This window comes from Pseudomonas sp. Con_6 (genome assembly GCF_059379395.1).
The window spans coordinates 1,240,390-1,265,587 of sequence record NZ_CM182011.1 but is presented as its reverse complement, the minus strand read 5'-3'; the positions used below and the strand labels follow the sequence as shown (position 1 = coordinate 1,265,587).

Sequence of the window (25,198 nt, the reverse complement as noted above, 5' to 3'; positions counted from 1 at the left end):
TCTGCTATGGCCTTCAGGTGGCGCAGCTTACGGTCATAGTAGACAAGCTGCTAGGGTATTCGGCCGATATTGTCACCTGACGTTTTTTTCACGACAGATTCACGAATGGCGCATGTGGCGAGGTAGAGAATCGTCGGTCGTCTCCCGTCCACCCAGGATTACCCATGCCTGAAGCCAACGATTTCCGCCCTTCCCGCCCGCTCAACCCCTGGATCGTGTTGGGCATTCCGCTGTTTACCGCCTTGATTCTGATGCTGCTGGAACTGACCGACCTGGACATGATCCTGGCCAATCTGTTCTACGACCACAGCGCCGGGCAATTCATCGGCCGTCACAGCTACTTCCTCGAAGATATCCTGCACGACCGCGCCAAGCAGGTGGTCATCGCTTTCAGCGTGTTCGCCATTGTCGGTTTTGTCGCAAGCTTCGTCCTGCAACGCCTGAAGCCGATCCGCCGCGAGCTGGGTTGCCTGGTACTGTCGCTGGGCCTGGCCACCGCTTTCGTCACCCCGCTCAAGGCGGTAACCGCAGTGCAGTGCCCGTGGAGCCTGAGTGAGTTCGGTGGCAAGGAAACCTACAGCAAGCTGCTGGAAGCCCGCCCGCAGACCGACAAGCCTGGTCGTTGCTGGCCCGGTGGGCATGCCGCCACCGGTTTCACCTTGTTCGCGCTGTTCTTCGTCCTGCGTGATCGCCGTCCGCGCATGGCCAAGGCAGCCCTGGCGTTCGCCTTTGCCCTGGGCACAGTGTTCTCGGTCGGGCGCATGATGCAAGGGGCGCATTTCTTCTCGCACAACGTATGGACGGCGGTGTTCTGCTGGTTGATCGGGCTGGGGTGCTATTACCTGGTGATTTACCGTCGCAAAGCGCCGGTCGAAAGCACTGAAGCAAGCAAAGTTGCGCAGGCAGGATAAGAAATAGGACCCGTGTCGAGCTTTCGGTCCTGCTGAAACAGGCAAAAAAAGGTTCTTCACGGTATATCGGGAAACTTGGGGGTTGAATGTTCGGTGTCGGTGTCGCGAGCTTATCCATTGCGGGCGGTGACGCCACCGGCCCCTTCCGCCTTTACGGCGGGTCCATTTTGTTGCGGCAAAATGGACGAAAACCGCCCGCTCCCACAGCCGGCCCTGCGCTTCGCTCCGGGTCCCCTCCTTCCGGCGCCTTGCGTGGGCCCGCGGCCTACGACTTGCTTCGCAAGTCTTCACCTCGCGCTTCGGCTTCGCCGAAGGGTGCTGCGCACCTGCCTCCGCAAGACACCTCCACTCGGCCGGCTGAGGTCGCAATTTGCGGCGTCTGAACCTTCGCGCACCAAGAGCAAAAGCAAGAGCGCGGCGTCTTGTTATGTTGGGCTATCGATGCCGATCTTGTTTTCGAAGATGGATCTTTCGTGTCGTCACCCGTAACTCGCGACGTCAGGCGCCGGAGGGAGGGGACCCGGAGCGCAGCGCAGGGCCGGATGCAGGAGCAAGCGGTTTTCGTCTATTTTGCCAAGACAAAATGGACCCGCCGTAGAGGCGGAAGGGACCGGTGGCTTCGCCGCCCGCAATGGATAAGCTCGCGATACCGATTCCGCCACTAAACCCAAAGCTTCCCGGTATTCCGTGAAGAACCAAAAAAAAGCCCCGCATCTAGCGGGGCTCTTTTTTGCAGCAGGGTGAGGCTGGCTTACATCATGCCGCCCATGCCACCCATACCGCCCATGCCGCCCATGTCAGGCATGCCACCGGCAGCCTTGTCTTCCGGCAGGTCGGCAACCATGGCTTCGGTGGTGATCATCAGACCGCCGATCGAAGCAGCTGCCTGCAGCGCGGAACGGGTAACCTTGGCTGGGTCCAGGATGCCCATTTCGATCATGTCGCCATACTCGCCGGTAGCAGCGTTGTAACCGAAGTTGCCCGAACCTTGCTTGACTTTGTCGACCACGACGCTTGGCTCGTCGCCGGCGTTGGCAACGATCTGGCGCAGTGGCGCTTCAACAGCGCGACGCAGCAGGGCGATACCGACGTTCTGGTCTTCGTTGTCGCCACGCAGGTCAGCGATCGCTTGCAGCGAACGAACCAGGGCAACACCACCGCCAGGCACCACGCCTTCTTCGACGGCTGCGCGGGTAGCGTGCAGGGCGTCTTCAACGCGGGCTTTCTTCTCTTTCATTTCAACTTCGGTGCCGGCACCGACCTTGATCACGGCAACACCGCCAGCCAGCTTGGCCAGACGCTCTTGCAGTTTTTCACGGTCGTAGTCGGAGGAAGTTTCTTCGATCTGGGCACGGATCTGCTTGACGCGTGCTTCGATGTCGGACTCGGCACCAGCGCCATCGATGATGGTGGTGTTTTCCTTGGACAGGGTGACGCGCTTGGCGTTGCCCAGGTGCTCCAGGGTAGCCGATTCCAGGCTCAGGCCGATTTCCTCGGAGATCACGGTACCGCCGGTCAGGACGGCGATGTCCTGCAGCATGGCCTTGCGGCGGTCGCCGAAGCCAGGCGCCTTGACCGCAGCGACCTTGACGATGCCGCGCATGTTGTTGACGACCAGGGTCGCCAGTGCTTCGCCTTCGACGTCTTCAGCCACGATCAGCAGCGGACGACCGGACTTGGCAACGGCTTCCAGGACTGGCAGCAGTTCGCGGATGTTGGAGATCTTCTTGTCGACCAGCAGCAGCAGCGGGCCTTCCAGCTCGGCAACCATGGTGTCCGGCTTGTTGACGAAGTACGGAGACAGGTAGCCACGGTCGAACTGCATGCCTTCTACGACCGACAGCTCGTTTTCCAGGCCCGAGCCTTCTTCAACGGTGATCACGCCTTCTTTACCGACTTTTTCCATGGCTTCGGCAATGATGTCGCCGATGGAGTTGTCGGAGTTGGCGGAGATGGTACCTACCTGGGCGATGGCCTTGGAGTCGGCGCATGGCTTGGACAGGGCTTTCAGTTCCTTGACGATGGCCAGGGTGGCCTTGTCGATGCCGCGCTTCAGGTCCATCGGGTTCATGCCGGCGGCAACCGATTTCAGGCCTTCGCTGACGATGGCCTGGGCCAGAACGGTAGCGGTGGTGGTGCCGTCACCGGCTTCGTCGTTGGCCTTGGAGGCAACGTCTTTCAGCAGCTGGGCGCCCATGTTTTCGAAGGCGTCTTTCAGCTCGATCTCTTTGGCGACGGAAACGCCGTCCTTGGTGATGGTCGGAGCACCGAAGCTCTTGGCCAGGACCACGTTGCGGCCTTTCGGGCCCAGGGTCGCTTTTACCGCGTCAGCCAGAACGTTGACACCAACGAGCATTTTCTTGCGGGCGGAATCGCCGAATTTTACGTCTTTAGCAGCCATGATCGTTTAATCCTTGAATACTTTGGAGTAACGGGAAACCAGCGGAATCAAGCTTCGATAACGGCGAGGATTTCGTTCTCGCTCATTACCAGCAGGTCTTCGCCGTCAACTTTCACAGTGTTGCTGCCCGAGTAAGGGCCGAAAACCACTTTGTCACCCACTTTCACGGCCAGCGCGCGCACTTCACCGTTGTCCAGGACGCGACCGGCGCCAACAGCGACGACTTCGCCACGGTTTGGCTTCTCGGTGGCCGAGCCTGGCAGAACGATACCGCCAGCGGTTTTCGATTCTTCTTCGCTGCGGCGGATAACGACGCGGTCATGCAGAGGACGAAGCTTCATTGTCGATCTCTCCTGATTGTGGTTTTCATCGGCCGGTTTCGGTACCGGCGGGTGGATGCATTCCGGCTTCGCCGGTCGTGGTCCGCAGGGCGGGCCACGTATGTCTTGTCTGGTGCGGATGCCCAGAAACCTTGCGGTGACCCATACATAGGGGCGGCCTTCGCGATTACAAGGCTCGCAAATGTTTTTTTTTGAAATGAACCTGCAAGAATGAAAAACGGCCCGCGAAGGGCCGTTTTTCATACCAATGCAGATCAGGAGTCGCGACGCTCGTAATCACCTTCGATCACATTTGGCTGCCGCGGATTACGCCCCGGCGCGCCCGGCTGAGTGCTGAACGCGTCTTCGGCAAAGGCGCGCTGACGCATAGCCTGGGCCTCCGCTCGCTCACGCAGCTTGCGGCCGAGCAGGCGGCGAACGAATGGCAGCAACAGGATCAGGCCGAACACGTCACTGATAAAGCCCGGGATCAGCAGCAAGCCACCACCCAGCGCCAGCATCAGGCCATGGAACATCTCCTCGGCCGGCATTTCACCGCGCTGCAGGCTGTCACGGGTACGCAGGGCCGTTGCCAGGCCGGCGACGCGCACCACCAGCAAGCCCAGGGCGGAGCCGGCGAAGATCAGCAGCAACGCCGGAAAGAAGCCGATGGCGCTGCTCACCTTGAAGAAGGCATACAGCTCCAGGATCGGGAAAACCAGAAACAGCAGTAGAAAAGCACGCATCGAGGGTTCCTCAGCGGAAGACATCTTCCAATAGACCTCAGATGGTAACTTTAGCTGGCAATTTCAAGCCTCGGCGGCCTGAGGTTGTGGCCATTGTTCGGCGTGAGCCAGCAAAACCAAGGCCTCGCGAACTTGTGTCGGCGTGTTGCAAGGCTCCGGGAACGCCAGCCAGTACAACGCCTGGCCAATGCGCAGGTGCATGCCCTCGCTGTCGATCCCGGCCAGTTGCGCCGGTTGCGCATCCGGCAGGCCGCTCAGGGTCACATAGTGGGCGATGGCCTTGGCATGGTCGCCGTTCATGTGTTCCACCATGCTCAGTTCGGCCTTGCCAGCGAACGGATTGGCCAAGGTCAGCTGGTCGATCCAGTGGATCGCGCCAAAGCCGCCAATGTAGCGATGACGCACTGGTTGCAGGACCCAGAAGTCGAAATCATGGGCGCTGTGGTAGTTGCGCGAATCAGGGAAATATCGGTAGTAGCGCTCGGCAGCCGCCTCGATGGACGAAACGTCCTCCAGCTTGCGCGCCTCGGCCAGCACGGTCAGGCGGCCCACCGCCTGAACATCCTCGGCGCCACGCTCACCCACCAGCAGCGAGCACTTTGGGTCCTTCTGCAGGTTGTGGGTGTGCTGGGCGATGCGGCTGATGAGGATCAGCGGATTGCCGTCGGCGTCCAGACAGTACGGCACCACGGAGCCGAACGGAAAGCCGGGCATAGACTTGGAATGGGTCGAGAGTACCCCGCGGTACTCCTTGAGCAGCAGTTCTCGGGCTTGCCTGGCAACGGTGGCGCTCACGTCTGGACTCCTGGAAAGAGGCCGCCCGGCGCGGGCGGTGATGACGACAAGCTAATCATTATCACCTGCCGCTGCCAAGGGGCTTACCAGGTCACGCCGAAGCCGGCGGTGTAGCGGGTCTTGTCCAGGTCGCTGTCACTGGTACCACGGATGATGTCCTTCTCCGCCTTGAGATTGAGCGACGCCCATTCGGTAACCTTGTAGCGCAGGCCGACCTCGGCATCCAGGCTGTAGTCGGCGACATTGCCCAGCGGCCGGCCGACTTCGCCATTGGTAAACAGCTCGACGGTCTTGCCAATCAGGAAGCGGTTGTAGTTCCACTTCATGCCAATGGAATAGAAGTTGTCCTTGCCGCCGTCGGCATATTCGTAGTCGGTGCGGTTGAGCAGCGAACCGAGGGAGAAGGCGCCCAACTCGTCATCCCAGAACTGGTAGCCCGGGCCGGTACCCACGGTACGCTGGCGAGCCAGGTCCTCGATGTGGTCACGCTTGTATTCCAGGCGACCCTGCCAAAACCATTTGTCGGTAATGAAGCGGTCCAGCGCGTATTCGGCGCTCCAGTTGTTGGTGGTGGTGACGTCGTCCTTGCTGTCGCGGTTGTACTCGCCTTCCGCACTGTGCCGCCAGCGGCCATGGCGGGCGGAGGTCTTGAAATCGACGTCGTAGTCGTCGGTGTTGGTCTCGGCACGCTTGTAGTCCAGCGCCAGGTCGACATTACCCTTCCACACCAGGTCTTCGACCACCGGCTTGGGCTTCATGATCTGCTGGATGCTCGCCAGTTCGACGGTCTTCGGCGCCTCGCCATTGGCCAGGGTCACCTTGCCCTGCTCGGCAGCCTGCAACGACTTGGCCCGCTCGCCGCTGTACTCGTCCTGCTTGACCAGCAGTTCCTGGTCGCTCTCGAGGGTCTTGACCTGCTTCCAGTCCAGCGCGATCGAGCCGCCATAAGGAGTCTGCAGAAGCAGCTTGCCACCATCGAACACCTTGATCTTGCCACTCAGGCGGTCACCGTTCTTCATCCACACGGTATCGGCGAGAGCCGGCGCACTCACGCCGACCAATGCAAGGCACAACAGGGTTCTAGAATACATAGGCAGTACTGCAATTCAGGTTCGCGAAAAAAGTCGGGCATTATCCGGATGCCCAGTACCAGAGCAAGGACAGACCCGACCAATGCCAATGAGTTCAATTCCCAATTGTTACGTAAACGTGTCAGCCATCCCGGAGCGCCACGGATGACGGGCACTGGCGACATGACCCAGGAAAGCGTCGAAGCCCGACGAACGGCGCTTTACCTGGTGCTGAACCAGATTCCGTCCGGCAAGGTCACCAGCTACGGTGAACTGGCGCAAATGGCTGGGCTGGGCCGTGCCGCGCGCTGGGTCGGGCGTACGCTGAGCCAGTTGCCGCCGGACACCCGCCTGCCCTGGCATCGGGTGCTGGGTGCCGGCGGTCGGCTCAGCCTTCAGCAAGGCACGCCTTCGGGCGATGAGCAAAGGGCACGCCTGCGTGCCGAAGGGGTCAGCCTGCGCAATAATCGCGTCGATATGTCGCGCCATGGCTGGCGTCCGATGGATCACACCAGTTAGAGTGCGCGCTTTGTGTTCGTAATCTTGAGGCAGATGTTGGCCCATGCCCCGTAAAACCTGGCGCGCTGCGCTCGCTGCCTATGCCAGCCCGTCGACCGTGGTGCTCCTGCTGCTCGGCTTCGCCGCCGGTCTGCCTTACATGTTGGTGTTCTCGACCCTGTCGGTATGGCTGCGCGAGGCCGGTGTGGCCCGCGAGACCATCGGCTACGCGAGCCTGATCGGCCTGGCGTACGCATTCAAGTGGGTCTGGTCGCCGCTGCTCGATCAATGGCGCCTGCCCTTGCTCGGCAAGCTCGGCCGTCGTCGCTCATGGCTGGTGCTCTCGCAGTTGCTGGTGGTCATCGGCCTGATCGGCATGGGTTTCTGCGATCCGCAGAAACACCTGTCCTGGCTGATCGCCCTGGCGGTGCTGGTAGCCTTCGCCTCCGCCACCCAGGACATCGCCGTCGACGCCTACCGCCTGGAAATCGCCGACGACCAGCGCCAGGCCGCCCTCGCCGCCAGCTACATGGCCGGCTACCGGGTCGCCGCCCTGCTCGCCACCGCAGGCGCCCTGTTCTTCGCCGAATGGTTCGGCTCCACCGGTTTCAGCTACATGCACAAGGCCTGGACCGGCACCTACGTGCTGTTCGGCGTGATGATGCTGCCCGCCGTGTTGACCACCCTGCTGATGCGCGAACCCCCGGTGTCGCTGCGCACGCAACTGCAGGCCGCGCGCTACGGCTTTGCCCACCAGCTGATGTCGGTATTCGTGTTGATCGTGCTGCTGGTCTCGGTACCGGCGATGTTCACTCAGCTGTACAACACCGACTTCGCCAGCGTGCTGTTCGAGGGAGTCAGCCTGCTCGACCTGCTCCTGGAAGACCGCGCCTTCCTGCGTGCCATCCTCTACACCACCCTGACCTGCCTGTGCCTCTCGGCCATGGGTCGTCGCGGCCTGGCGCCAGTACTGACTCCGGTCAACGACTTCATCCACCGCTACCGCTGGCAGGCCCTGCTGCTGCTTGGGCTGATCGCCACCTACCGCATGTCCGACACCGTGATGGGCGTGATGGCCAACGTTTTCTACATCGACCAAGGCTTCACCAAGGACCAGATCGCCAGTATCAGCAAGATCTTCGGCCTGGTCATGACCCTGCTCGGCGCCGGTGTCGGCGGCCTGCTGATCGTGCGCTTCGGTATCCTGCCGATCCTGTTCATCGGTGGTGTGGCCTCGGCGGCCACCAACATCCTGTTCCTGATGCTGGCCGACATGGGTCCGAACGTGGAAATGCTGGTGGTGACCATTTCCCTCGACAACTTCAGCTCGGGCCTGGCCACCTCGGCGTTCGTCGCCTACCTGTCGAGCCTGACCAACCTGAAGTTCTCCGCAACCCAGTACGCCCTGCTCAGCTCGATCATGCTGCTGTTGCCGCGCCTGATCGGCGGCTACTCGGGCGTCCTGGTGGAGAAGTTTGGCTACCACGATTTCTTCCTGATCACCGCGCTGCTCGGTGTGCCGACCCTGATCCTGATCGCCCTGCATTGGCATCAGGAGAGTCGTGGCGACAAGGAGCCGGTACAACCGGTGGAACAACCCGTCACCGCCCCCGCCAGCGAACAGCAGCAGCCCTGATTCAGGGCTGCGTCGCGCCTTCGCGCAATACCGTCCGTAACGGCCACAGCGCCAGCACGCCGGCCACGCTTGATGCCACGGCGAACGCCAGCAAGCTGGCGCCAGCGCCGAACATCGCCATCACCGCACCGCCCAGGCCCAGCAGGGCAATAGTGATCATCCCCAACATCGCCGACACCAGGCCCTTGCTCTGTTCGCTGCTGAACAGTGTCATGCGGTACAACACGGCGTTGCCGATGCCCAGCCCCAGAGCATAGATCGACAGACCGACCACCAGGCTCGGTACGCTCGGGTAGAGCCAGGTGGACAACAACGCCACCACCAGCCCTGTCAGGAACGGCCCCAGCGCGCCGCGCACCAACGATGTCAACGGATAGCGGTCGGCAATCCGATTGATGATCAGGTTGCCCAGGATCAGCCCACCGAACACTGGCAATTGCCACATGGCATAGGCCAGGGTGCTAAGCCCCTCGTCATGGATCAACAACACCGGCGACAGGCCGATCCAGCCGATCAGCGGCAGGCCGATCAAGCCCAGTGCGGCGCTGCCGGCCACGAAACGCCGGTTGCCAAGCAATTGCGCATAGCCCGAGAGCAACGGCAGCAGATGGATCGGCTGAAAGTCCAGGCGCGAGCCATCACGGCGCTCCACGCCAAGGGTTTCCGGCATGAAGCGGTACAGGGCAACCCACGCGACCACGGCGGTGATGCCGAACAACACGAACAGCCAGCGCCACGACACCCATTCCAGCAGCAGCGTGCCCACCAATGGACCGAGCAATGGCGAAAGCAGGGCGATGTTCGCCAGCAGCGCCATCATCCGCACCGCGTCCGCCTCGCTGAACGCCTCGTTCAGCGCCGGGTAGCTGACCGTGACCACGAAGCCCAGGCCGATGCCTTGGAGCAGGCGCAACAGGTTGAACACTTCGATGCCATCGGCCCAGAAGGCGGCCAGGCACATGAGGCAGAAGAACGCGCACCCGCCGAGCAGCAGTGGGCGCCGGCCATAGCGATCGGCCAGCGGGCCGATCAGCCATTGCAGGAGCACGCCACCAAGCAGGTACAGGTTCAAGGCGTGAGGAATGTACTCGGGGCTGGCGTTCAGGTCGGTCACTACCTGGGGCATGGCAGGCATGACCACGTCGCTGGCGAGGTAGGTGAGCAGTTCGAACAGGGCCAGGGTCAGGGCGAAGCACAGGGCCCTGAACGGGGTGATGGGGATCAGCGGGGTCATGGGGCGGCCGGCAGAAGGAAACGAGACCGGCTTGTATGCCAGAAAAGCCCTGCGGGTCGATAGGGGGAAGAGGTGAAGAAGTGTAATGGGTGGAGCGACACGGTCGCCTGTGAGAGCGGGCTCACCCGCTCCCACAAGGTGTTACTGGACGGCCGCGTCCTGCACCACGCGAATCACCCGCTGCGGAAAGGGAATGTCGATCCCCTCGCTCTTCAGGCGGTCACGGGCATGCTCGTTGAGCATGAACATCACGTCCCAGTAGTCCGCGGTGTTCACCCAGATGCGCAGGGAAACGGTGATGGCGCTGTCGCCCAGGGTCGCGACTACCGCCTGTGGCGCCGGGTCCTTGTGTACCCGCGGGTCGTTCTTTGCCAGGTCGAGCAGGACGTTGCGCGCTTTCTGCAAGTCGGCTTCGTAGTCGACGCCGACATCGAACACCACCTTGCGGGTCGGCTGGCGGTTGTAGTTGGTGATGATGCCGTTGGACAGGTTGCCATTGGGCACGATCACCGTCTTGTTGTCGCCGGTGCGCAGGACGGTGTGGAAGATCTGGATACTGTCCACGGTACCGCTGACACCCTGCGCCTCGATCCAGTCGCCCAGGCGAAACGGACGGAACAGCAGGATCAGCACGCCACCGGCGAAGTTCGCCAGGCTGCCCTGCAGGGCCAGACCGATGGCCAGGCCGACGGCACCGATGGCAGCGACGAACGAGGTGGTTTCCACACCAATCATCGAGGCCACGCTGACGAACAGCAGCACCTTCATGATGATGTTGGCCAGGGTGCTGATGAAGCCTTGCAGCGCCAGGTCGGCATTGCGCAGGGACAGCAGCTTGCCCAGTTTCGCGGTGACCTTGTTGATCAGCCACCAGCCGATGGCCAGAGTGATCAGCGCCAGGGCCAGGCGACTGCCGTACTCCATGATCAACGGGATCCAGGTCTGCGAAGTCCTGACCAGTTGATCGACCTCTGCATTCAAATCCATGTGCCCTCCTAGTGCGGCAATAAGCAGAAAAATGGGGCCGCAAACGATTCAGCGACTCCGGGAACCTCGGACGCCATCAAAACGCCAAGGTTCCCGAAGCAAGGCCGTCAGTCGCGGAAATTGTTGAACTGCAGCGGCAGGTCGAATTCCTTGGCGCGCAGGGCGGCAATGCATTCCTGCAGGTCGTCGCGCTTCTTGCCGGTGACACGAATCTGCTCGCCCTGGATGGCGGCCTGGACCTTGAGCTTGGCGTCCTTGATATGGGCGACGATCTTCTTCGCCAATTCTTTATCGATACCTTCCTTGAACACGGCTTCCTGCTTCATTTCCTTGCCGGAAGCATAGGCATCCTTGACCTCCAGGCTCTTCGCGTCGATCTTGCGCTTGACCAGGGCCAACCGCAGGATGTCCAGCATCGCTTCGAGCTGGAACTCCGCCTCGGCGGTCATCAGTACGGTCTGTTCCTTTTCCTTGAACTCGAAAGTGCCCTTGCCCTTCAGATCGTAGCGGCGATCGAGCTCCTTGACGGCGTTGTCCACCGCGTTCTTGACTTCGTGCTTGTCCAGTTCCGATACCACGTCGAACGACGGCATACCCTTCTCCAAAAAATAAAAGGCGCGCTGGCGCTTCTGTGCAAGGAAGCGCGATGGAGCGCACCGGGGTTTGACGGTTAAAATGCGGGCTCATTATAAACGGTTGCGAAACGCTGATGAGCAGCACCTGGCATATTCTCGGCGCCGGAAGCCTCGGCAGCCTGTGGGCCTGCCGCCTGGCGCGCGCGGGCAAGACGGTCCGCCTGATCCTGCGCGACGAACAGCGCCTGCACGATTACCGGACCGCCGGTGGCCTGACCCTGGTCGAACAGGGCCACGCGCAGACCTTCGCCATCGAGGCGCAGACCGTCGCCGACCCGGCGCCGATCAAGCGCCTGTTGCTGGCCTGCAAGGCCTACGACGCGGAAAAGGCGGTGGCCAGCATCGCCCGCCGCTTGAGCGCGGACGCCGAGCTGATCCTGCTGCAGAACGGCCTCGGCAGCCAGGATGACGTCGCCGCCCGCGTACCGCTGGCCCGCTGCGTGTTCGCCTCCAGCACCGAAGGCGCGTTCCGCGAACGGGACTGGCAGGTGAATTTCGCCGGCCACGGCTTCAACTGGCTGGGCGATCCGGCCAATCCACTGGCACCCTCCTGGCTCGACGACCTTGCCGACGCCGGCATTCCCCACGAATGGACCCCGGACATCCTCACCCGCCTGTGGCGCAAGCTGGCCCTGAACTGCGCGATCAACCCGCTGACCGTGCTCTACGACTGCCGCAACGGCGGCCTCGCCGAGCATCACTGCGAAGTCGCCACGCTGTGCGCCGAACTCGCCGAACTGCTCCAGACCTGCGGCCAGCCGCAAGCCGCCGAAGACCTGGAAAGCGAAGTGCATCGGGTTATCCAGGCCACCGCGGCCAACTACTCTTCGATGTACCAGGACGTACGCAACGGCCGCCGCACCGAGATCCACTACCTGCTCGGTCATGCCTGCCGCAGCGCAACCCGCCACGGTCATCCGCTGCCGCACCTGGAACGGCTCTATCGCCGCCTGGTCGAACACCTCGACGGCCAAGGTTTGCCCAGCGACTGAGGGCAGCGTTACCCTGCCCCCTTACCCACAGGACCACGCCTTCACCATGCCCTTGCGCGAACGCCTGGAAAACCTGCCGGTCGGCCAGAAACTGCTGGCCGCCCTGCTGGTACTGCTGATCACCATCCTGCTGGTGGCCAACCTCACCTTCATCAGCGCCGCCTACTGGATTTCCCAGGAAGCCATGGCCCCGCAAGCCTTGCAGACCATCGGCCGGCTGGTGTCCAACCCGCAGATGGCACAAGAGGCCACCGACTCGCCGGAAGCGGCGAACCGCCTGCTGGATGAGCTGGATACCTACTCTCCGCTACGGGCTGCCGCGCTGTATGGCACCGACGGCAAGCTGATGGCACAACTGCAGCATGGCGAGCCAATCGCTCTGCCCAAGCATTTCCGCAATATCGAAGGCTGGCGCCTCACCGAGTTCCGCAGCACCCAACTAGTGCGCCTGCCACGCGCAGGCAGCCCACCCGGACATCTGCTGCTGGTGGCCAGCAGCGAGCTGCCCACCGCCTTCTATACCGGCACCCTCACCGCCAGCCTCGGCATCCTGGTGTTCAGCGTGCTGTTGTGGATGATCATTGCCCGACAGATCAAGCGCCTGATCACCCAGCCGATCTACCAGTTGGAACAACTGACACGCCAGGTCACCCGAGAAGAGAACTACGCCCTGCGCGCCGGCCCCGGCAACCACGACGAAATCGGTAACCTGGCCGAAGCCTTCAACACCATGCTGTCGCGCATCGAGGCCCGAGAGCAGCAGCTCAAGCGTGCCCGCGACGAATTCCAGCGCGCCTTTGACCAGGCCCAGGGCCTGGCCGAGGAAACCCGCCACACCAACCGCAAGCTGGAGCTGGAAGTGCAGGTACGGAGCAAGATCGAGCGCAAACTCACTGGCTTCCAGAACTACCTGAACAGCATCATCGACTCCATGCCCTCGGCGCTCATCGCCCTCGACGAACAGCTCTACGTCACCCAGTGGAACCAGGAAGCCAGCGCGCTCTCCGGCACGCCGCTGGACGAAGCACTGAACCAACCGATCTTCCTCGCCTTCGAACCGCTCAAGCCGTTCCTGCCTCAGCTCAAGGAAAGCGTGGAGAAGCACCGCGTGGCGAAGATCGAGCGGGTAACCTGGACCCGCGGCGACGACACCCGCCACTATGCCCTGACCTTTTACCCGCTGATGGGCGGCGGCGGCCGCGGCGTAGTGATCCGCATCGACGACATCACCCAGCGCCTGTCGATGGAGGAAATGATGGTGCAGTCGGAAAAGATGCTCTCCGTCGGCGGCCTTGCCGCGGGCATGGCCCACGAGATCAACAACCCGCTGGGGGCGATCCTGCACAACGTGCAGAACATCCGCCGGCGCCTGTCGCCGGACCTGCCGAAAAACCTGGAAAGCGCCAACGAGACCGGTATCGACCTGGCCACGGTCAACCAGTACCTGGAGACCCGACAGGTCCCGCAGTTGCTCGACGGTATCCAGCAGGCCGGGGCCCGGGCAGCGAAGATCGTCACCCACATGCTCAGCTTCAGTCGGCGCAGCAACCGGCAGATGGCGCCGTGCGACCTGCCGGCACTGATCGACCAGGCGGTGGAGATCGCCGGCAACGATTTCGATCTGGCCATCGGTTTCGACTTCAAGGGCCAGGCCATTGTCCGCCAGTTCGATCCTGAACTGGGCCCGGTGCCGGGCACGGCCAACGAGCTGGAGCAGGTGCTGCTCAACCTGCTGAAGAACGCCGCTCAGGCCATTCACCTGCGCGAGGATGACCGCGAGCCTGGGCGCATTACCCTGCGTACCCGGCTGAACCCGCCCTGGGCGGAGATCCAGGTGGAAGACAATGGTGTTGGCATGCCCGAGGCGGTGCGCAAGCGCACCTTCGAGCCGTTCTTCACCACCAAGGAGATCGGCCAGGGCACCGGCCTTGGCCTGTCCGTCTCGTACTTCATCATCACCAACAACCACAAGGGCCAGATGGAAGTGCAGTCGACACCCGGCCAGGGCACCTGCTTCACCCTGCGCCTGCCGCTGGTCGCCGCACCGCTGCCGGGCCCGAGCAAACTGGAGTCTTGAACCATGGGCTTTCGCCTGTCAAAGATCTACACCCGCACCGGCGACAAGGGCGAGACCGGCCTCGGCGACGGCCGCCGGGTGCCCAAGGATCACCCGCGCATCGAGGCCATCGGTGAGGTGGATACGCTGAACAGTCAGTTGGGGGTGTTGCTGGCCGGGTTGGCCGGGCAAGGGCTGGAAGAAGTGATCGAGGTGCTGGCACCCTGTCAGCATCGTCTCTTCGATCTGGGCGGGGAGCTGGCGATGCCCAGTTACCAGGCGCTGAATTCAGCGGAGATAGAGCGGCTGGAAGCGACCATCGACCGCTGGAACGAAGAACTCGGACCGCTGGAGAACTTCATCCTGCCGGGGGGCTCGATGCTGGTGGCGCAGGCACATGTGTGTCGGAGCCTTGCGCGCAGTGCGGAGCGGCGGTGTCAGCAGTTGAATGCGCTGGAGCCGTTGGCGGGGGTTGGGTTGGCGTATATCAACCGATTGTCGGATCTGTTGTTCGTGGCGGCGCGGCTGATCGCGCGGCGCGAGGGAATCGACGAAATCCTCTGGCAGGCTGCCGCAAAACCCTGAGACACAACGCGGACCCACTCCCACAGGATCCGCGTTTTACTTTCAGGCCTCCGGCCAGAACGCCCGGATGCCCGCCACGCCTTGTGCACCAACCTGCCAGGCACGCTCGCGCTCGTTCCGGCCCACGCCCCCCAGCAGGAACACAGGCTTGTTGAAGCCGTCGATCATCTGCTGCGCAGCCTCCCAACCCAGCGGCTGCGCCTCCGGGTGGGTCTGGGTGGCCTGCACCGGCGACAGGGTGACGAAATCCACCCCCATCTGCTCGGCCAGGGCCAGCTCTTCAACGCTGTGACAGGACGCCGCCAACCAGCGATCCTTCGGGAACGGCCGGCCATTGGCGGCGTACTTGCGCAGTTGCTCCGAGGTCAGGTGCCAGCCGGCGGACGGGAAGTCTCCCAGCCACTCCAGTGGGCCCTTGAGCATCAGTTGCGCCTTGCCCGCGCACAGCCCGACCGCGTCCACCGCGACATCGCGGTACTTGGGGTCGTACATGTTCGGCGCACGCAGTTGCACCAGCTTGATCCCGCTGGCAATGGCCTTCTGGATGCCGCGCAACAGTTGCGGGGTTTCCAGGCCATCCGGGGTGATCAGGTATTCGCCCGGCAGGCGCGCCGCCGCGACGATCGGCCGGTTGGCCTCGGGGAATTCGTACTGCGGCAGCTCCCTGGGCAGCACCCAGGCCAATGGCTGGCCTTCGGCACCGTGGGGCTCGCCGGTGAAACCGCTGACGTCCCAGACATCCAGCAGGATCTGCTTGTCCGGGTAATCATGGGTGATCTTGATCAGTGGCCGCGCTGCGGTCACCTCGATGCCCAGCTCTTCGCGCAACTCGCGCGCCAAGGCGACTTCGACGGCTTCACCGTCCTCGACCTTGCCTCCGGGAAACTCCCAGAGACCGCCTTGATGCTGGCTCTCGCCACGCCGGGCGATGAGAATCCGGCCATCCGCGCCACGAATGACGGCGGCGGCAACATGAATCCGTTTCAACTTTGAACTCCGCTGATAAGAAGGATGCCGCCGTCCAGCCAGGCCGGACGGCGGCGTTCGATCAGGTGCGGTATTCCGCGTTGATCTTCACGTACTCGTGGGACAGGTCGGTGGTCCAGATGGTTTCGCTGCACTGGCCACGGCCCAGCTCGATACGGATGGTGATCTCTTCCTGGGCCATGACGGCCGCGCCCTGATCTTCAGTGTAGGTGGCGCTGCGGCCGCCCTTGCTGGCGATGCAGACGTCGCCGAGGAACACGTCGATCAGGCTGACGTCGAGCTCCGGCACACCGGCGCGACCGACGGCGGCGAGGATGCGGCCCCAGTTCGGGTCGGAGGCGAACAGCGCGGTCTTGATCAGCGGCGAGTGGGCCACAGCGTAGCCGACGTCCAGGCATTCCTGGTGGTTGCCGCCGCCGTTGACCTGCACGGTGACGAACTTGGTGGCGCCTTCGCCGTCACGGACGATGGCCTGGGCCACCTCCATGCACACCTCGAACACTGCCTTCTTCAGCGCCTCGAACAACGGGCCGCTGGCCTCGGTGATCTCGGCGACATCGGCCTTGCCGGTGGCGATCAGCATGCAGCAGTCGTTGGTCGAGGTGTCGCCATCGATAGTGATGCGGTTGAACGACTTGTTGGCACCGTCCAGGATCAGGTCCTTGAGCACCGCCGGGGCAACCTTGGCGTCAGTGGCGATGTAGCCGAGCATGGTGGCCATGTTCGGACGAATCATGCCCGCGCCCTTGCTGATGCCGGTAACGGTGACAGTCACGCCATCATGCTGGAACTGACGGCTGGCGCCCTTGGGCAGGGTGTCGGTGGTCATGATGCCGGTGGCGGCTTCGGCCCAGTGGTTCTCGGACAGGTTGTCGAGAGCGGCCTGCAGCGCGCCTTCGATCTTCTCGACCGGCAGCGGCTCGCCGATCACACCGGTGGAGAAAGGCAGCACGGCGCCGGCGTCGACGCCAGTCAGCTCGGCCAGCTTGGCGCAGGTGCGCTCGGCAGCAGCCAGGCCCGGGGCGCCGGTACCGGCGTTGGCATTGCCGGTGTTGGTCAGCAGGTAACGCACAGTGCCCTGCACGCGCTGCTTGGCGAGGATCACCGGGGCGGCGCAGAACGCGTTCAGGGTGAACACGCCAGCGACGCTGGAGCCTTCGGCGCAGCGCATCACCACCACATCCTTGCGCCCCGGGCGCTTGATACCCGCAGAGGCGATACCGAGTTCGAAACCGGGAACCGGGTGCAACGTTGGCAAAGGACCAAGACCAACAGCCATGAAAGCGCTCCTAGAAAAAAATACGCCGTTTTCTCGTCAACGGCGCTTGGAATGGAACAACGCCGCGACGGGATGACCCGGTCGCGGCGCGGTGTTCAGGTTTCAGCGTGACACGGCTGGATCAGTTGATCTGTCCGTGGCAGTGCTTGAACTTCTTGCCCGAACCGCACCAGCACAGCTCGTTGCGGCCCAGTTTCATGTCGTTGCGGGCTGGCGTGGCGACGGCCACTTCAGCACCCTCCTCCTGCTGCTCGCCGGCTTCCAGACCCGGCGCGGCGGCATGCTGGAACTGCATGCGCTGGGCCAGTTCCTCGGCTTCACGACGCAGACGGGCTTCTTCCTCGACCGGATCCTCGCGGCGGACCTGGACATGGGACAGCACGCGGATGGTGTCGCGCTTGATCGAATCCAGCAGTTCCTGGAACAGGGTGAACGACTCGCGCTTGTACTCCTGTTTCGGGTTCTTCTGCGCATAACCGCGCAGGTGGATACCGTGGCGCAGGTGATCCATGGTCGACAGATGGTCTTTCCACAGGTCGTCAAGGACACGCAGCAGGATCTGCTTCTCGAAGGTACGCAGGGCTTCGGCGCCGGCGCTGTCTTCCTTCTCGTTGTAGGCAGCCACCAGTTCCTGCAGGACGCGCTCGCGCAGCGGCTCCTCGTAGAGTTTCTCGTCGTCATCGAGCCATTGCTGGATCGGCAGCTTCACGCCGAAATCGCTGGCCAGCGAGGCTTCCAGGCCGGCCACGTCCCACTGCTCAGGCAGGGATTGCGGCGGAATGTGCTGGCTGAAGGTCGCTTCGAGGGTTTCCTGGCGGAACTCGGCGATGGTGTCGCCAATGTTTTCCGCAGCCAGCAGGCTGTTGCGCATGTGGTAGATCACCTTGCGCTGCTCGTTGGCCACGTCGTCGAATTCGAGGAGCTGTTTGCGGATGTCGAAGTTGCGACCCTCGACCTTGCGCTGCGCCTTCTCGATGGCGTTGGTCACCATACGGTGCTCGATGGCCTCGCCGGACTGCATGCCCAGGGCCTTCATGAAGTTCTTCACCCGGTCGGAGGCGAAGATGCGCATCAGGCTGTCTTCCAGCGACAGGTAGAAACGGCTGGAACCCGGGTCGCCCTGACGACCGGAGCGACCACGCAACTGGTTGTCGATACGGCGGGACTCATGGCGCTCGGAGGCGATCACGTGCAGGCCACCGGACTCGATCACTTGCTGGTGACGCTTCTGCCAGTCGGTCTTGATCTGGGCGATCTGCTCAGGGGTCGGGTTATCCATGGAGGCCACTTCGACCTCCCAGTTGCCGCCCAGCAGGATGTCGGTACCGCGACCGGCCATGTTGGTGGCGATGGTCAGCGCACCAGGACGACCGGCCTGGGCGATGATCTCGGCTTCCTTCTCGTGGTACTTGGCGTTGAGGACCTTGTGATCGATACCTTCCTTCTTGAGCAGGTTGGACATGTGCTCGGAGGTTTCGATGGTCGCCGTACCGACCAGGACCGGACGGCCCTGCGTCATGCTTTCCTTGATGTCGGCGATGATCGCGGCGTATTTCTCGTCGGCGGTCAGGTACACCAGGTCGTTGAAGTCTTTGCGCGCCAACGGCTTGTTCGGCGGGATGACCATCACGTTGAGGTTGTAGATCTGGGCGAACTCGAACGCTTCGGTGTCGGCGGTACCGGTCATGCCGGACAGCTTGGTGTAGAGGCGGAAGTAGTTCTGGAAAGTGGTGGAGGCCAGGGTCTGGCTTTCGGCCTGGATGTTCAGGTTTTCCTTGGCCTCGATGGCCTGGTGCAGGCCCTCGGAGAGACGACGACCCGGCATGGTGCGGCCAGTGTGCTCGTCAATCAGGAGAATCTGACCGTCCTGGACGATGTACTCGACGTTGCGGTGGAACAGCTTGTGTGCGCGCAGGCCGGCATAGACGTGGGTCAGCAGGCCCAGGTTGTGCGCGGAGTAGAGGCTCTCGCCCTCAGCCAGCAAACCGACCTGGGTGAGCATCTCCTCGATGAACTGGTGACCGGCTTCGTTGAGCTCGACCTGGCGGCTCTTCTCGTCGATCTTGAAGTGGCCTTCCTGGGTGACCTCGCCTTCCACTTCCTCGATGTGCTGGGTCAGGCGCGGGATCAGCTTGTTGACCTCGATGTACAGCTTGGAGCTGTCTTCGGCCTGGCCGGAAATGATCAGCGGGGTACGGGCTTCGTCGATCAGGATGGAGTCGACTTCGTCGATCACGGCGAAATTCAGCTCGCGCTGGAATTTCTCGTCCATGCTGAACGCCATGTTGTCGCGCAGGTAGTCGAAGCCGAATTCGTTGTTGGTGCCGTAGGTGATGTCGGCGGCGTAGGCGGCGCGCTTCTCTTCAGGCGGCTGGAACGGCGTGACGACGCCGACGGTCAGGCCGAGGAATTCATACAGCGGACGCATCCAGTTAGCGTCGCGGCGGGCCAGGTAGTCGTTGACCGTGACCACGTGCACGCCCTTGCCGGACAGTGCGTTGAGGTAGACGCCGAGGGTCGCCACCAGGGTCTTGCCCTCACCGGTACGCATCTCCGCGATCATGCCTTCGTGCAAGGTCATGCCACCGATCAGCTGTACGTCGAAGTGGCGCATGCCCATGATGCGCTTGCCGGCTTCGCGCGCGACGGCGAAGGCTTCGGGCAGGAGCTGGTCGAGGGTCTCGCCTTTGGCCAGCCGCTCTTTGAACTCGGCGGTCTTGCCGCGCAGTTGTTCGTCGGAGAGGGCCACCATCTGCTCTTCGAAGCCGTTGACGATCTGGACCGTCTTGAGCATGCGTTTGACTTCACGCTCGTTCTTGCTTCCAAAGAGTTTCTTTAACAAAGGCGCAAACATATCGGCAGGATCTTCCACACGTAGGGATGGAGGGCGGCCCCGTGAGTCGCCCGTGCAGCCCTTATGGCCGCATGCGAACGAGCATTCTACCCGGAAACGATGGTGAGGAAAGTGGCGGAGTTCCACGATGCTGGCACAGCGCTGTGACGGGGCTTTTTTACAATAAGGGCTTTTTCGTCAACTTCAACCCGCGTGGATCAAGATTCACATGGATAGCGGCTCTCCAGCCCTTCGCGGGCGATCTGGTAAGATGCCGGGATCGTCTTTCCAGGTATCACCATGGCCTATCGCCCCTCACCCGCTCGCGCGCCCGGTACGCTGCTGCGCGAAGCCCGTCCGCTGAAGGCACTGTTCAACCAGGCACAGCGCCTGGCGCAATTGCAGCGTCTGGTGGAAAGCCAGTTGCAGCCGGCTGCACGGGAGCATTGCCATGTGGCGTCGTGGCGCGAGGGCACGTTGCTGCTGATCGTCACCGATGGGCATTGGGCAACGCGGCTGCGTTACCAGCAGAAGCGGCTGCAGCGACAGTTACAGCAGTTGGATGCGTTCGTGAACCTGAGCCGGATCCTGTTCAAGGTGCAGCCAGTGGCCACGACGGTGCGCGGGCCAAGCCATGTGATCGATATTTCCGACAAGTCGGCGGAGAACATCCAGGCAACTGCGGAAGGGATCAGTGATCCGAACCTGCGCGCGGCCCTTGAGCGACTGGCAAGCCACCGCAAGAGCAACAAGGAAAAACCACAATAAAAAAGGCCACCCGAGGGTGGCCTTTCAAACTAGAGAGAGGATTCGAGCTTATACAGCGGCAACCGGACGCATATAGGAGATCGGTGCAGTGCTCGCATCTTCGAAGGTCACCACTTCCCAGGCGTCCTTCTCCTCGATCAGCTTGCGCAGCAGCTGGTTGTTCAGCGCGTGACCCGACTTGAAGCCACGGAATTCGCCGATCAGGCTGTTGCCCAGCAGGTAGAGGTCACCGATGGCGTCGAGGATCTTGTGCTTGACGAACTCGTCTTCATAGCGAAGACCGTCTTCGTTCAGTACACCGTCCTTGTCCACCACGATAGCGTTTTCCACGCTGCCGCCGAGGGCGAGGTTGTGCTTGCGCAGGTACTCGATGTCGCTCATGAACCCGAAGGTGCGGGCGCGGCTGACTTCCTTCACGAACGAGGTGCTGGAAAAGTCGACGCTGGCGCTTTGGGTCCGGTTGCGGAACACCGGGTGGTCGAAATCGATCTCGAAACTCACCTTGAACCCGTCGAACGGCAGGAAAGTGGCGCGCTTGTCGCCGTCTTCCACTGTCACTTCACGCAGGATGCGGATGAATTTCTTCGGCGCGTCCTGTTCTTCCAGGCCGGCGGATTGAATCAGGAATACGAAGGGGCCCGCGCTACCGTCCATGATCGGCACTTCGGAGGCGGAGAGCTCGACGTAGGCGTTATCGATGCCCAGGCCAGCCATGGCCGAGAGCAGGTGCTCTACCGTGTCTACCTTGGTATCGCCGTTGACCAGCGTGGTCGACATGGTGGTCTCGCCGACGTTTTCCGCACGGGCAGGAATATGCACCACGGGGTCGAGGTCGGCTCGGCAAAATACGATGCCGGTATCCACAGGCGCGGGTTTCAGGGTCAGGTAAACCTTTTCCCCGGAGTGCAGGCCGACACCTGTGGCACGGATGATATTTTTCAGGGTGCGTTGTTTAATCATGGCATTGGCCGCTTCAGCACAGATTGCGAACTGGTATCAACAAAGGCTGGGGATGATAACAGACCCCGCCTTTGCTGAACACCAATCACCCTAATACCCCTGATAAATTCCATCAATCGGCCTGACGACGCAGGAAAGCCGGGATGTCCAGGTAATCCAGATCGTCCTGAGGGTTGAGCTTGGCAGCCGCTGCCGCACCGGCGTGGGTCTGGTTGCGCATCACGGTCGGACGCTCCAGATCGCGGTAGTTGACGGCCGGTTGCTCGTTGCGCACAGGCGCCGGAGCCGGGGTCGACACTTGCGCGGCCGCAGCCTGCAGGGTGTTGTCGATGACCTTGACCGGTTTCTCGATCTTGGCACCCAGGCCGGTGGCGACCACGGTGACGTGCAGCTCGTCGCGCATGTCGGGATCGATCACGGTACCGACCTTGACCATCGCGTGGTCGGAAGCGAACGCCTCGATGATGCTACCCACGTCGGAGTATTCACCCAGCGACAGGTCGGGACCTGCGGTGATGTTGACCAGGATGCCGCGGGCGCCCTGCAGGTTGACGTCTTCGAGCAGCGGGTTGCGGATCGCCGCCTCGGTGGCTTCACGCGCACGGTTCGGACCGCTGGCGCAGCCAGTGCCCATCATCGCCATGCCCATCTCGCTCATCACGGTGCGCACGTCGGCAAAGTCGACGTTGATCATGCCCGGACGCTTGATGATGTCGGAGATACCGCGAACGGCACCGGCCAGCACGTCGTCCGCCTTGGCGAAGGCCGACAGCAGGCTCGCGTCCTTGCCCAGGATGGTCAGCAGCTTCTCGTTCGGGATGGTGATCAGCGAGTCGACGCTGTCAGCCAGCGCGCGGATGCCTTCGTCGGCGATCTGCATGCGCTTGCGGCCTTCGAACGGGAACGGACGGGTCACCACCGCAACGGTGAGGATGCCCAGTTCCTTGGCCACTTCGGCGATGATCGGCGCGGCACCGGTACCGGTACCACCACCCATGCCGGTGGTGATGAAGACCATGTTGGTGCCCTGCAGCACCTCGGCGATACGCTCGCGGTCTTCCAGCGCGGCCTGGCGGCCGATTTCCGGATTGGCGCCCGCGCCCAGACCCTTGGTCACGCCGGTACCCAGTTGCAGGATGGTGCGCGCACCGATGTTTTTCAGGGCCTGAGCATCGGTGTTGGCGCAGATGAACTCGACGCCTTCAATGCTGCTCTTGACCATGTGGTTGACGGCGTTGCCACCGCCGCCACCGACGCCGATCACCTTGATGACCGGACTTTGCGGGACGTTGTCTACGAGCTCGAACATTTTCCCTCTCCTTTCATTTCTCTAGTTTTTGCGCCTACCACTACTGCTTTGAAACTTAAAAGTTGCCCTGGACCCAACGCTTGAAACGCTCAAGCACAGGAGCCTTTGGTTCATCGCCATAGCTGTCGTTTCGAATACCTGGCACGGGCACGCCGTCGGACTGCTTCTGCAGGCCGTAGGTCAGCAGGCCCACGCCAGTGGAATAAATCGGGTTGCGCACCACGTCGCTCAGGCCGCGCACGCTATGCGGTACGCCGAGGCGTACCGGCATGTGGAAGATTTCCTCGGCCAGTTCCACCGCGCCTTCCATCTTCGAGGTACCGCCAGTGAGGACGATGCCGGCCGGCACCAGGTCCTCGTAGCCGCTGCGACGCAGCTCCGCCTGGATCAGGGTGAACAGCTCGTCGTAGCGCGGCTCGACCACTTCGGCCAGAGCCTGACGCGACAGCTCGCGCGGTGGACGGTCGCCGACACTCGGCACCTTGATGGTCTCGCCGGCACCAGCCAGCTTGGCCAGGGCGCAGGCGTAGCGGATCTTGATTTCCTCGGCGTACTGGGTCGGGGTGCGCAGGGCCATGGCGATGTCGTTGGTGACCTGGTCACCGGCGATCGGGATTACTGCGGTGTGGCGGATCGCGCCTTCGGTGAAGATGGCGATGTCGGTGGTACCGCCGCCGATATCCACCAGGCACACGCCCAGCTCTTTCTCGTCATCGGTCAGCACCGAGTAGGCCGAGGCCAGCTGCTCGAGGATGATGTCGTCGATTTCCAGGCCACAGCGACGCACGCACTTCTCGATGTTCTGTGCAGCGTTGACCGCGCAGGTCACCACGTGGACCTTTGCCTCCAGACGCACGCCGGACATGCCCAGGGGCTCGCGCACACCTTCCTGGTTGTCGATCACGTAGTCCTGCGGCAGGGTGTGCAGCACCCGCTGGTCGGCCGGAATGGCCACGGCCTGCGCGGCGTCCAGCACCCGCTCCAGGTCGGCGGCGCTGACTTCGCGGTCGCGGATGGCGACGATGCCGTGGGAGTTAAGGCTGCGGATGTGATTGCCGGCCACGCCGACGAACGCCGAGTGGATCCGGCAGCCGGCCATCAGTTGGGCTTCCTCGACGGCGCGCTGGATCGACTGCACGGTGGACTCGATGTTGACCACCACGCCTTTCTTCAACCCGCGCGATGGATGGGTACCGATACCGACGATTTCCAGGGTGCCGTCGGCGGCGACTTCGCCGACCAGTGCCACCACCTTGGACGTGCCGATATCCAGCCCGACGATCATTTTTCCGCTATGCGCATTTGCCATGGGTCCTGCCTCTCTCTAATTCTTCGCCACGGCGGGTTGGGCCGCGGGCTGTGCAATCGGTTCCCGCCAGCCAACGGCAAGACCGTTGGCGTAACGCAGATCGATGCGGGCGATGTTCGTGATCTGTTCTTTGAGCGTCTTGTTGTAGATGGCAATGAAGCGGCGCATTTTTTCCACCAGGTGGTCGCGCCCCAGCAGCAGTTCGATCCCGGGGCCGGCGCTGCCAGCACCGGTGGTCAGGAACCAGCTGCCACGCTCACGCAGTTCCAGGCGGGCGATCGAGAAGCCCAAGGGGCGCAACATCTGGTTCAGTACCTGATATTGCTGCATCACTTGTTGCTGAGCCCGCTGCGGCCCGAACAACTGCGGCAGATGCTCGTAGTTGGCCAGCTCGCGCGGGGTGAAGGCCTGGCCCTGGTTGTTGAGCAAGGCATCCTCGCCCCAGCGCGCCACCGGCAACTGCTCTTCCAGGCGGATCACCACCTCGTCCGGCCATACCCGACGGACTTCGGCATGGGCGATCCAGGGCATCTGCTCCAGCTCGGTACGCATACTTGCCAGGTCGACGGTGAAGAAGCTTGCCGCTACATAGGGTGCGATGCGCTGCTGCACCGCCTGCTGGCTGATGTAGCTGAGATCGCCCTGCACGGCGATCTTGGTGATCGGCCGGTCGGCATACGGCATCAGCCGCTGCGCGCCCTCGTAGGCGCCAAATCCGGCGGCAACCAGCAGCACCGGCCACAGCAGTCGCTTGAAGATGCTGAAGTTCGGCTTGGGCATGCGCGACGCCAGTGGCTCCTTGGCCACCATACGGCTGGCACCACGCGGCACCGGCTTGTTGCGGCCGGTGGCGGGTTGCTGATGACGTAACATCGCGCCTTGCATGG

General features: G+C 62.6%; 22 protein-coding genes. 7 read left to right on the top strand and 15 right to left on the bottom strand.

Features of this window, described 5'->3' with window-relative positions; genetic code table 11:
- Positions 1-164: 164 nt before the first annotated feature.
- Entirely contained in the window at positions 165-911 is a 747-nt protein-coding gene (locus tag AC5QPF_RS05805) for a phosphatase PAP2 family protein (protein ID WP_494962403.1), read from the top strand.
- 751 nt (positions 912-1,662) lie between these two features.
- Here AC5QPF_RS05805 and groL read toward each other — a convergent pair.
- The 5 genes from groL to AC5QPF_RS05780 all read right to left on the bottom strand — a co-directional run bounded on the left by groL (position 1,663) and on the right by AC5QPF_RS05780 (position 6,264).
- Positions 1,663-3,312, bottom strand: a complete 1,650-nt coding sequence (gene groL / locus AC5QPF_RS05800) for a chaperonin GroEL (RefSeq protein ID WP_494962402.1) — start codon at positions 3,310-3,312, stop codon at positions 1,663-1,665.
- A 47-nt stretch (positions 3,313-3,359) separates the two neighbouring features.
- Complete coding sequence (locus AC5QPF_RS05795; RefSeq protein WP_316920052.1) at positions 3,360-3,653, bottom strand: co-chaperone GroES; 294 nt, start codon at positions 3,651-3,653, stop codon at positions 3,360-3,362.
- A 254-nt stretch (positions 3,654-3,907) separates the two neighbouring features.
- Positions 3,908-4,378: an FxsA family protein gene (locus tag AC5QPF_RS05790; protein WP_494962401.1), complete on the bottom strand. Its 471-nt coding sequence runs from the start codon at positions 4,376-4,378 to the stop codon at positions 3,908-3,910.
- 63 nt (positions 4,379-4,441) lie between these two features.
- Positions 4,442-5,173 carry a DUF2470 domain-containing protein gene (locus AC5QPF_RS05785; RefSeq protein ID WP_494962400.1) on the bottom strand — a complete coding sequence of 244 codons (732 nt, stop codon included), beginning with the start codon at positions 5,171-5,173 and terminating at the stop codon, positions 4,442-4,444.
- An 83-nt stretch (positions 5,174-5,256) separates the two neighbouring features.
- Positions 5,257-6,264, bottom strand: a complete 1,008-nt coding sequence (locus AC5QPF_RS05780; protein WP_494962399.1) for a DUF481 domain-containing protein — start codon at positions 6,262-6,264, stop codon at positions 5,257-5,259.
- Between the two features lie 144 nt (positions 6,265-6,408).
- On the opposite strand from AC5QPF_RS05780, the gene AC5QPF_RS05775 reads away from it, so the two are divergent.
- Complete coding sequence (locus AC5QPF_RS05775; protein WP_494962398.1) at positions 6,409-6,762, top strand: MGMT family protein; 354 nt, start codon at positions 6,409-6,411, stop codon at positions 6,760-6,762.
- Between the two features lie 43 nt (positions 6,763-6,805).
- The gene (locus AC5QPF_RS05770; protein WP_494962397.1) at positions 6,806-8,377 is read left to right on the top strand and encodes an AmpG family muropeptide MFS transporter; all 1,572 of its coding nucleotides are present in this window, start codon (positions 6,806-6,808) and stop codon (positions 8,375-8,377) included.
- A 1-nt stretch (position 8,378) separates the two neighbouring features.
- On the opposite strand, the gene AC5QPF_RS05765 is transcribed toward AC5QPF_RS05770, so the two are convergent.
- The 3 genes from AC5QPF_RS05765 to AC5QPF_RS05755 form a co-directional block, all read right to left on the bottom strand.
- Entirely contained in the window at positions 8,379-9,611 is a 1,233-nt protein-coding gene (locus tag AC5QPF_RS05765) for an MFS transporter (RefSeq protein ID WP_494962396.1), read from the bottom strand.
- A gap of 141 nt (positions 9,612-9,752) precedes the next feature.
- The gene (locus AC5QPF_RS05760; RefSeq protein WP_494962395.1) at positions 9,753-10,598 is read right to left on the bottom strand and encodes a mechanosensitive ion channel domain-containing protein; all 846 of its coding nucleotides are present in this window, start codon (positions 10,596-10,598) and stop codon (positions 9,753-9,755) included.
- Between the two features lie 107 nt (positions 10,599-10,705).
- Complete coding sequence (locus AC5QPF_RS05755; protein ID WP_494962394.1) at positions 10,706-11,191, bottom strand: YajQ family cyclic di-GMP-binding protein; 486 nt, start codon at positions 11,189-11,191, stop codon at positions 10,706-10,708.
- A 116-nt stretch (positions 11,192-11,307) separates the two neighbouring features.
- Between AC5QPF_RS05755 and AC5QPF_RS05750 the strand changes: the two genes are divergently transcribed.
- Genes AC5QPF_RS05750 through AC5QPF_RS05740 form a run of 3 tightly spaced genes read left to right on the top strand, consistent with a single transcriptional unit; the run spans position 11,308 to position 14,866 of the window.
- Positions 11,308-12,225, top strand: coding sequence for a putative 2-dehydropantoate 2-reductase (locus AC5QPF_RS05750; RefSeq protein WP_494962393.1), 918 nt, complete (start codon positions 11,308-11,310; stop codon positions 12,223-12,225).
- A 46-nt stretch (positions 12,226-12,271) separates the two neighbouring features.
- Complete coding sequence (locus AC5QPF_RS05745; RefSeq protein ID WP_494962392.1) at positions 12,272-14,302, top strand: ATP-binding protein; 2,031 nt, start codon at positions 12,272-12,274, stop codon at positions 14,300-14,302.
- Between the two features lie 3 nt (positions 14,303-14,305).
- The gene (locus tag AC5QPF_RS05740) at positions 14,306-14,866 is read left to right on the top strand and encodes a cob(I)yrinic acid a,c-diamide adenosyltransferase (protein ID WP_494962391.1); all 561 of its coding nucleotides are present in this window, start codon (positions 14,306-14,308) and stop codon (positions 14,864-14,866) included.
- A 42-nt stretch (positions 14,867-14,908) separates the two neighbouring features.
- Here AC5QPF_RS05740 and AC5QPF_RS05735 read toward each other — a convergent pair whose 3' ends face one another.
- The 3 genes from AC5QPF_RS05735 to secA form a co-directional block, all read right to left on the bottom strand.
- Positions 14,909-15,853 carry a Nudix family hydrolase gene (locus AC5QPF_RS05735; RefSeq protein ID WP_494962390.1) on the bottom strand — a complete coding sequence of 315 codons (945 nt, stop codon included), beginning with the start codon at positions 15,851-15,853 and terminating at the stop codon, positions 14,909-14,911.
- Positions 15,854-15,914: 61 nt separating this feature from the next.
- Positions 15,915-17,132 carry a bifunctional glutamate N-acetyltransferase/amino-acid acetyltransferase ArgJ gene (gene argJ, locus AC5QPF_RS05730; RefSeq protein WP_494962389.1) on the bottom strand — a complete coding sequence of 406 codons (1,218 nt, stop codon included), beginning with the start codon at positions 17,130-17,132 and terminating at the stop codon, positions 15,915-15,917.
- A gap of 121 nt (positions 17,133-17,253) precedes the next feature.
- Entirely contained in the window at positions 17,254-19,986 is a 2,733-nt protein-coding gene (secA, locus tag AC5QPF_RS05725) for a preprotein translocase subunit SecA (protein ID WP_494962388.1), read from the bottom strand.
- 279 nt (positions 19,987-20,265) lie between these two features.
- On the opposite strand from secA, the gene AC5QPF_RS05720 reads away from it, so the two are divergent.
- Complete coding sequence (locus tag AC5QPF_RS05720) at positions 20,266-20,733, top strand: DciA family protein (protein WP_494962387.1); 468 nt, start codon at positions 20,266-20,268, stop codon at positions 20,731-20,733.
- A 48-nt stretch (positions 20,734-20,781) separates the two neighbouring features.
- Here AC5QPF_RS05720 and lpxC read toward each other — a convergent pair whose 3' ends face one another.
- The 4 genes from lpxC to AC5QPF_RS05700 all read right to left on the bottom strand — a co-directional run bounded on the left by lpxC (position 20,782) and on the right by AC5QPF_RS05700 (position 25,196).
- A complete protein-coding gene (lpxC, locus tag AC5QPF_RS05715; protein ID WP_042122980.1) occupies positions 20,782-21,693 on the bottom strand; it encodes a UDP-3-O-acyl-N-acetylglucosamine deacetylase in 912 nt (303 codons plus the stop codon).
- 112 nt (positions 21,694-21,805) lie between these two features.
- Positions 21,806-23,002, bottom strand: a complete 1,197-nt coding sequence (gene ftsZ, locus AC5QPF_RS05710) for a cell division protein FtsZ (RefSeq protein WP_042122979.1) — start codon at positions 23,000-23,002, stop codon at positions 21,806-21,808.
- A 55-nt stretch (positions 23,003-23,057) separates the two neighbouring features.
- Positions 23,058-24,311 carry a cell division protein FtsA gene (ftsA, locus tag AC5QPF_RS05705; RefSeq protein ID WP_494962386.1) on the bottom strand — a complete coding sequence of 418 codons (1,254 nt, stop codon included), beginning with the start codon at positions 24,309-24,311 and terminating at the stop codon, positions 23,058-23,060.
- Positions 24,312-24,326: 15 nt separating this feature from the next.
- Positions 24,327-25,196 (bottom strand): cell division protein FtsQ/DivIB, encoded by an 870-nt coding sequence (locus tag AC5QPF_RS05700; protein WP_494962385.1) that lies wholly within the window; start codon positions 25,194-25,196, stop codon positions 24,327-24,329.
- Positions 25,197-25,198 lie beyond the last annotated feature (2 nt).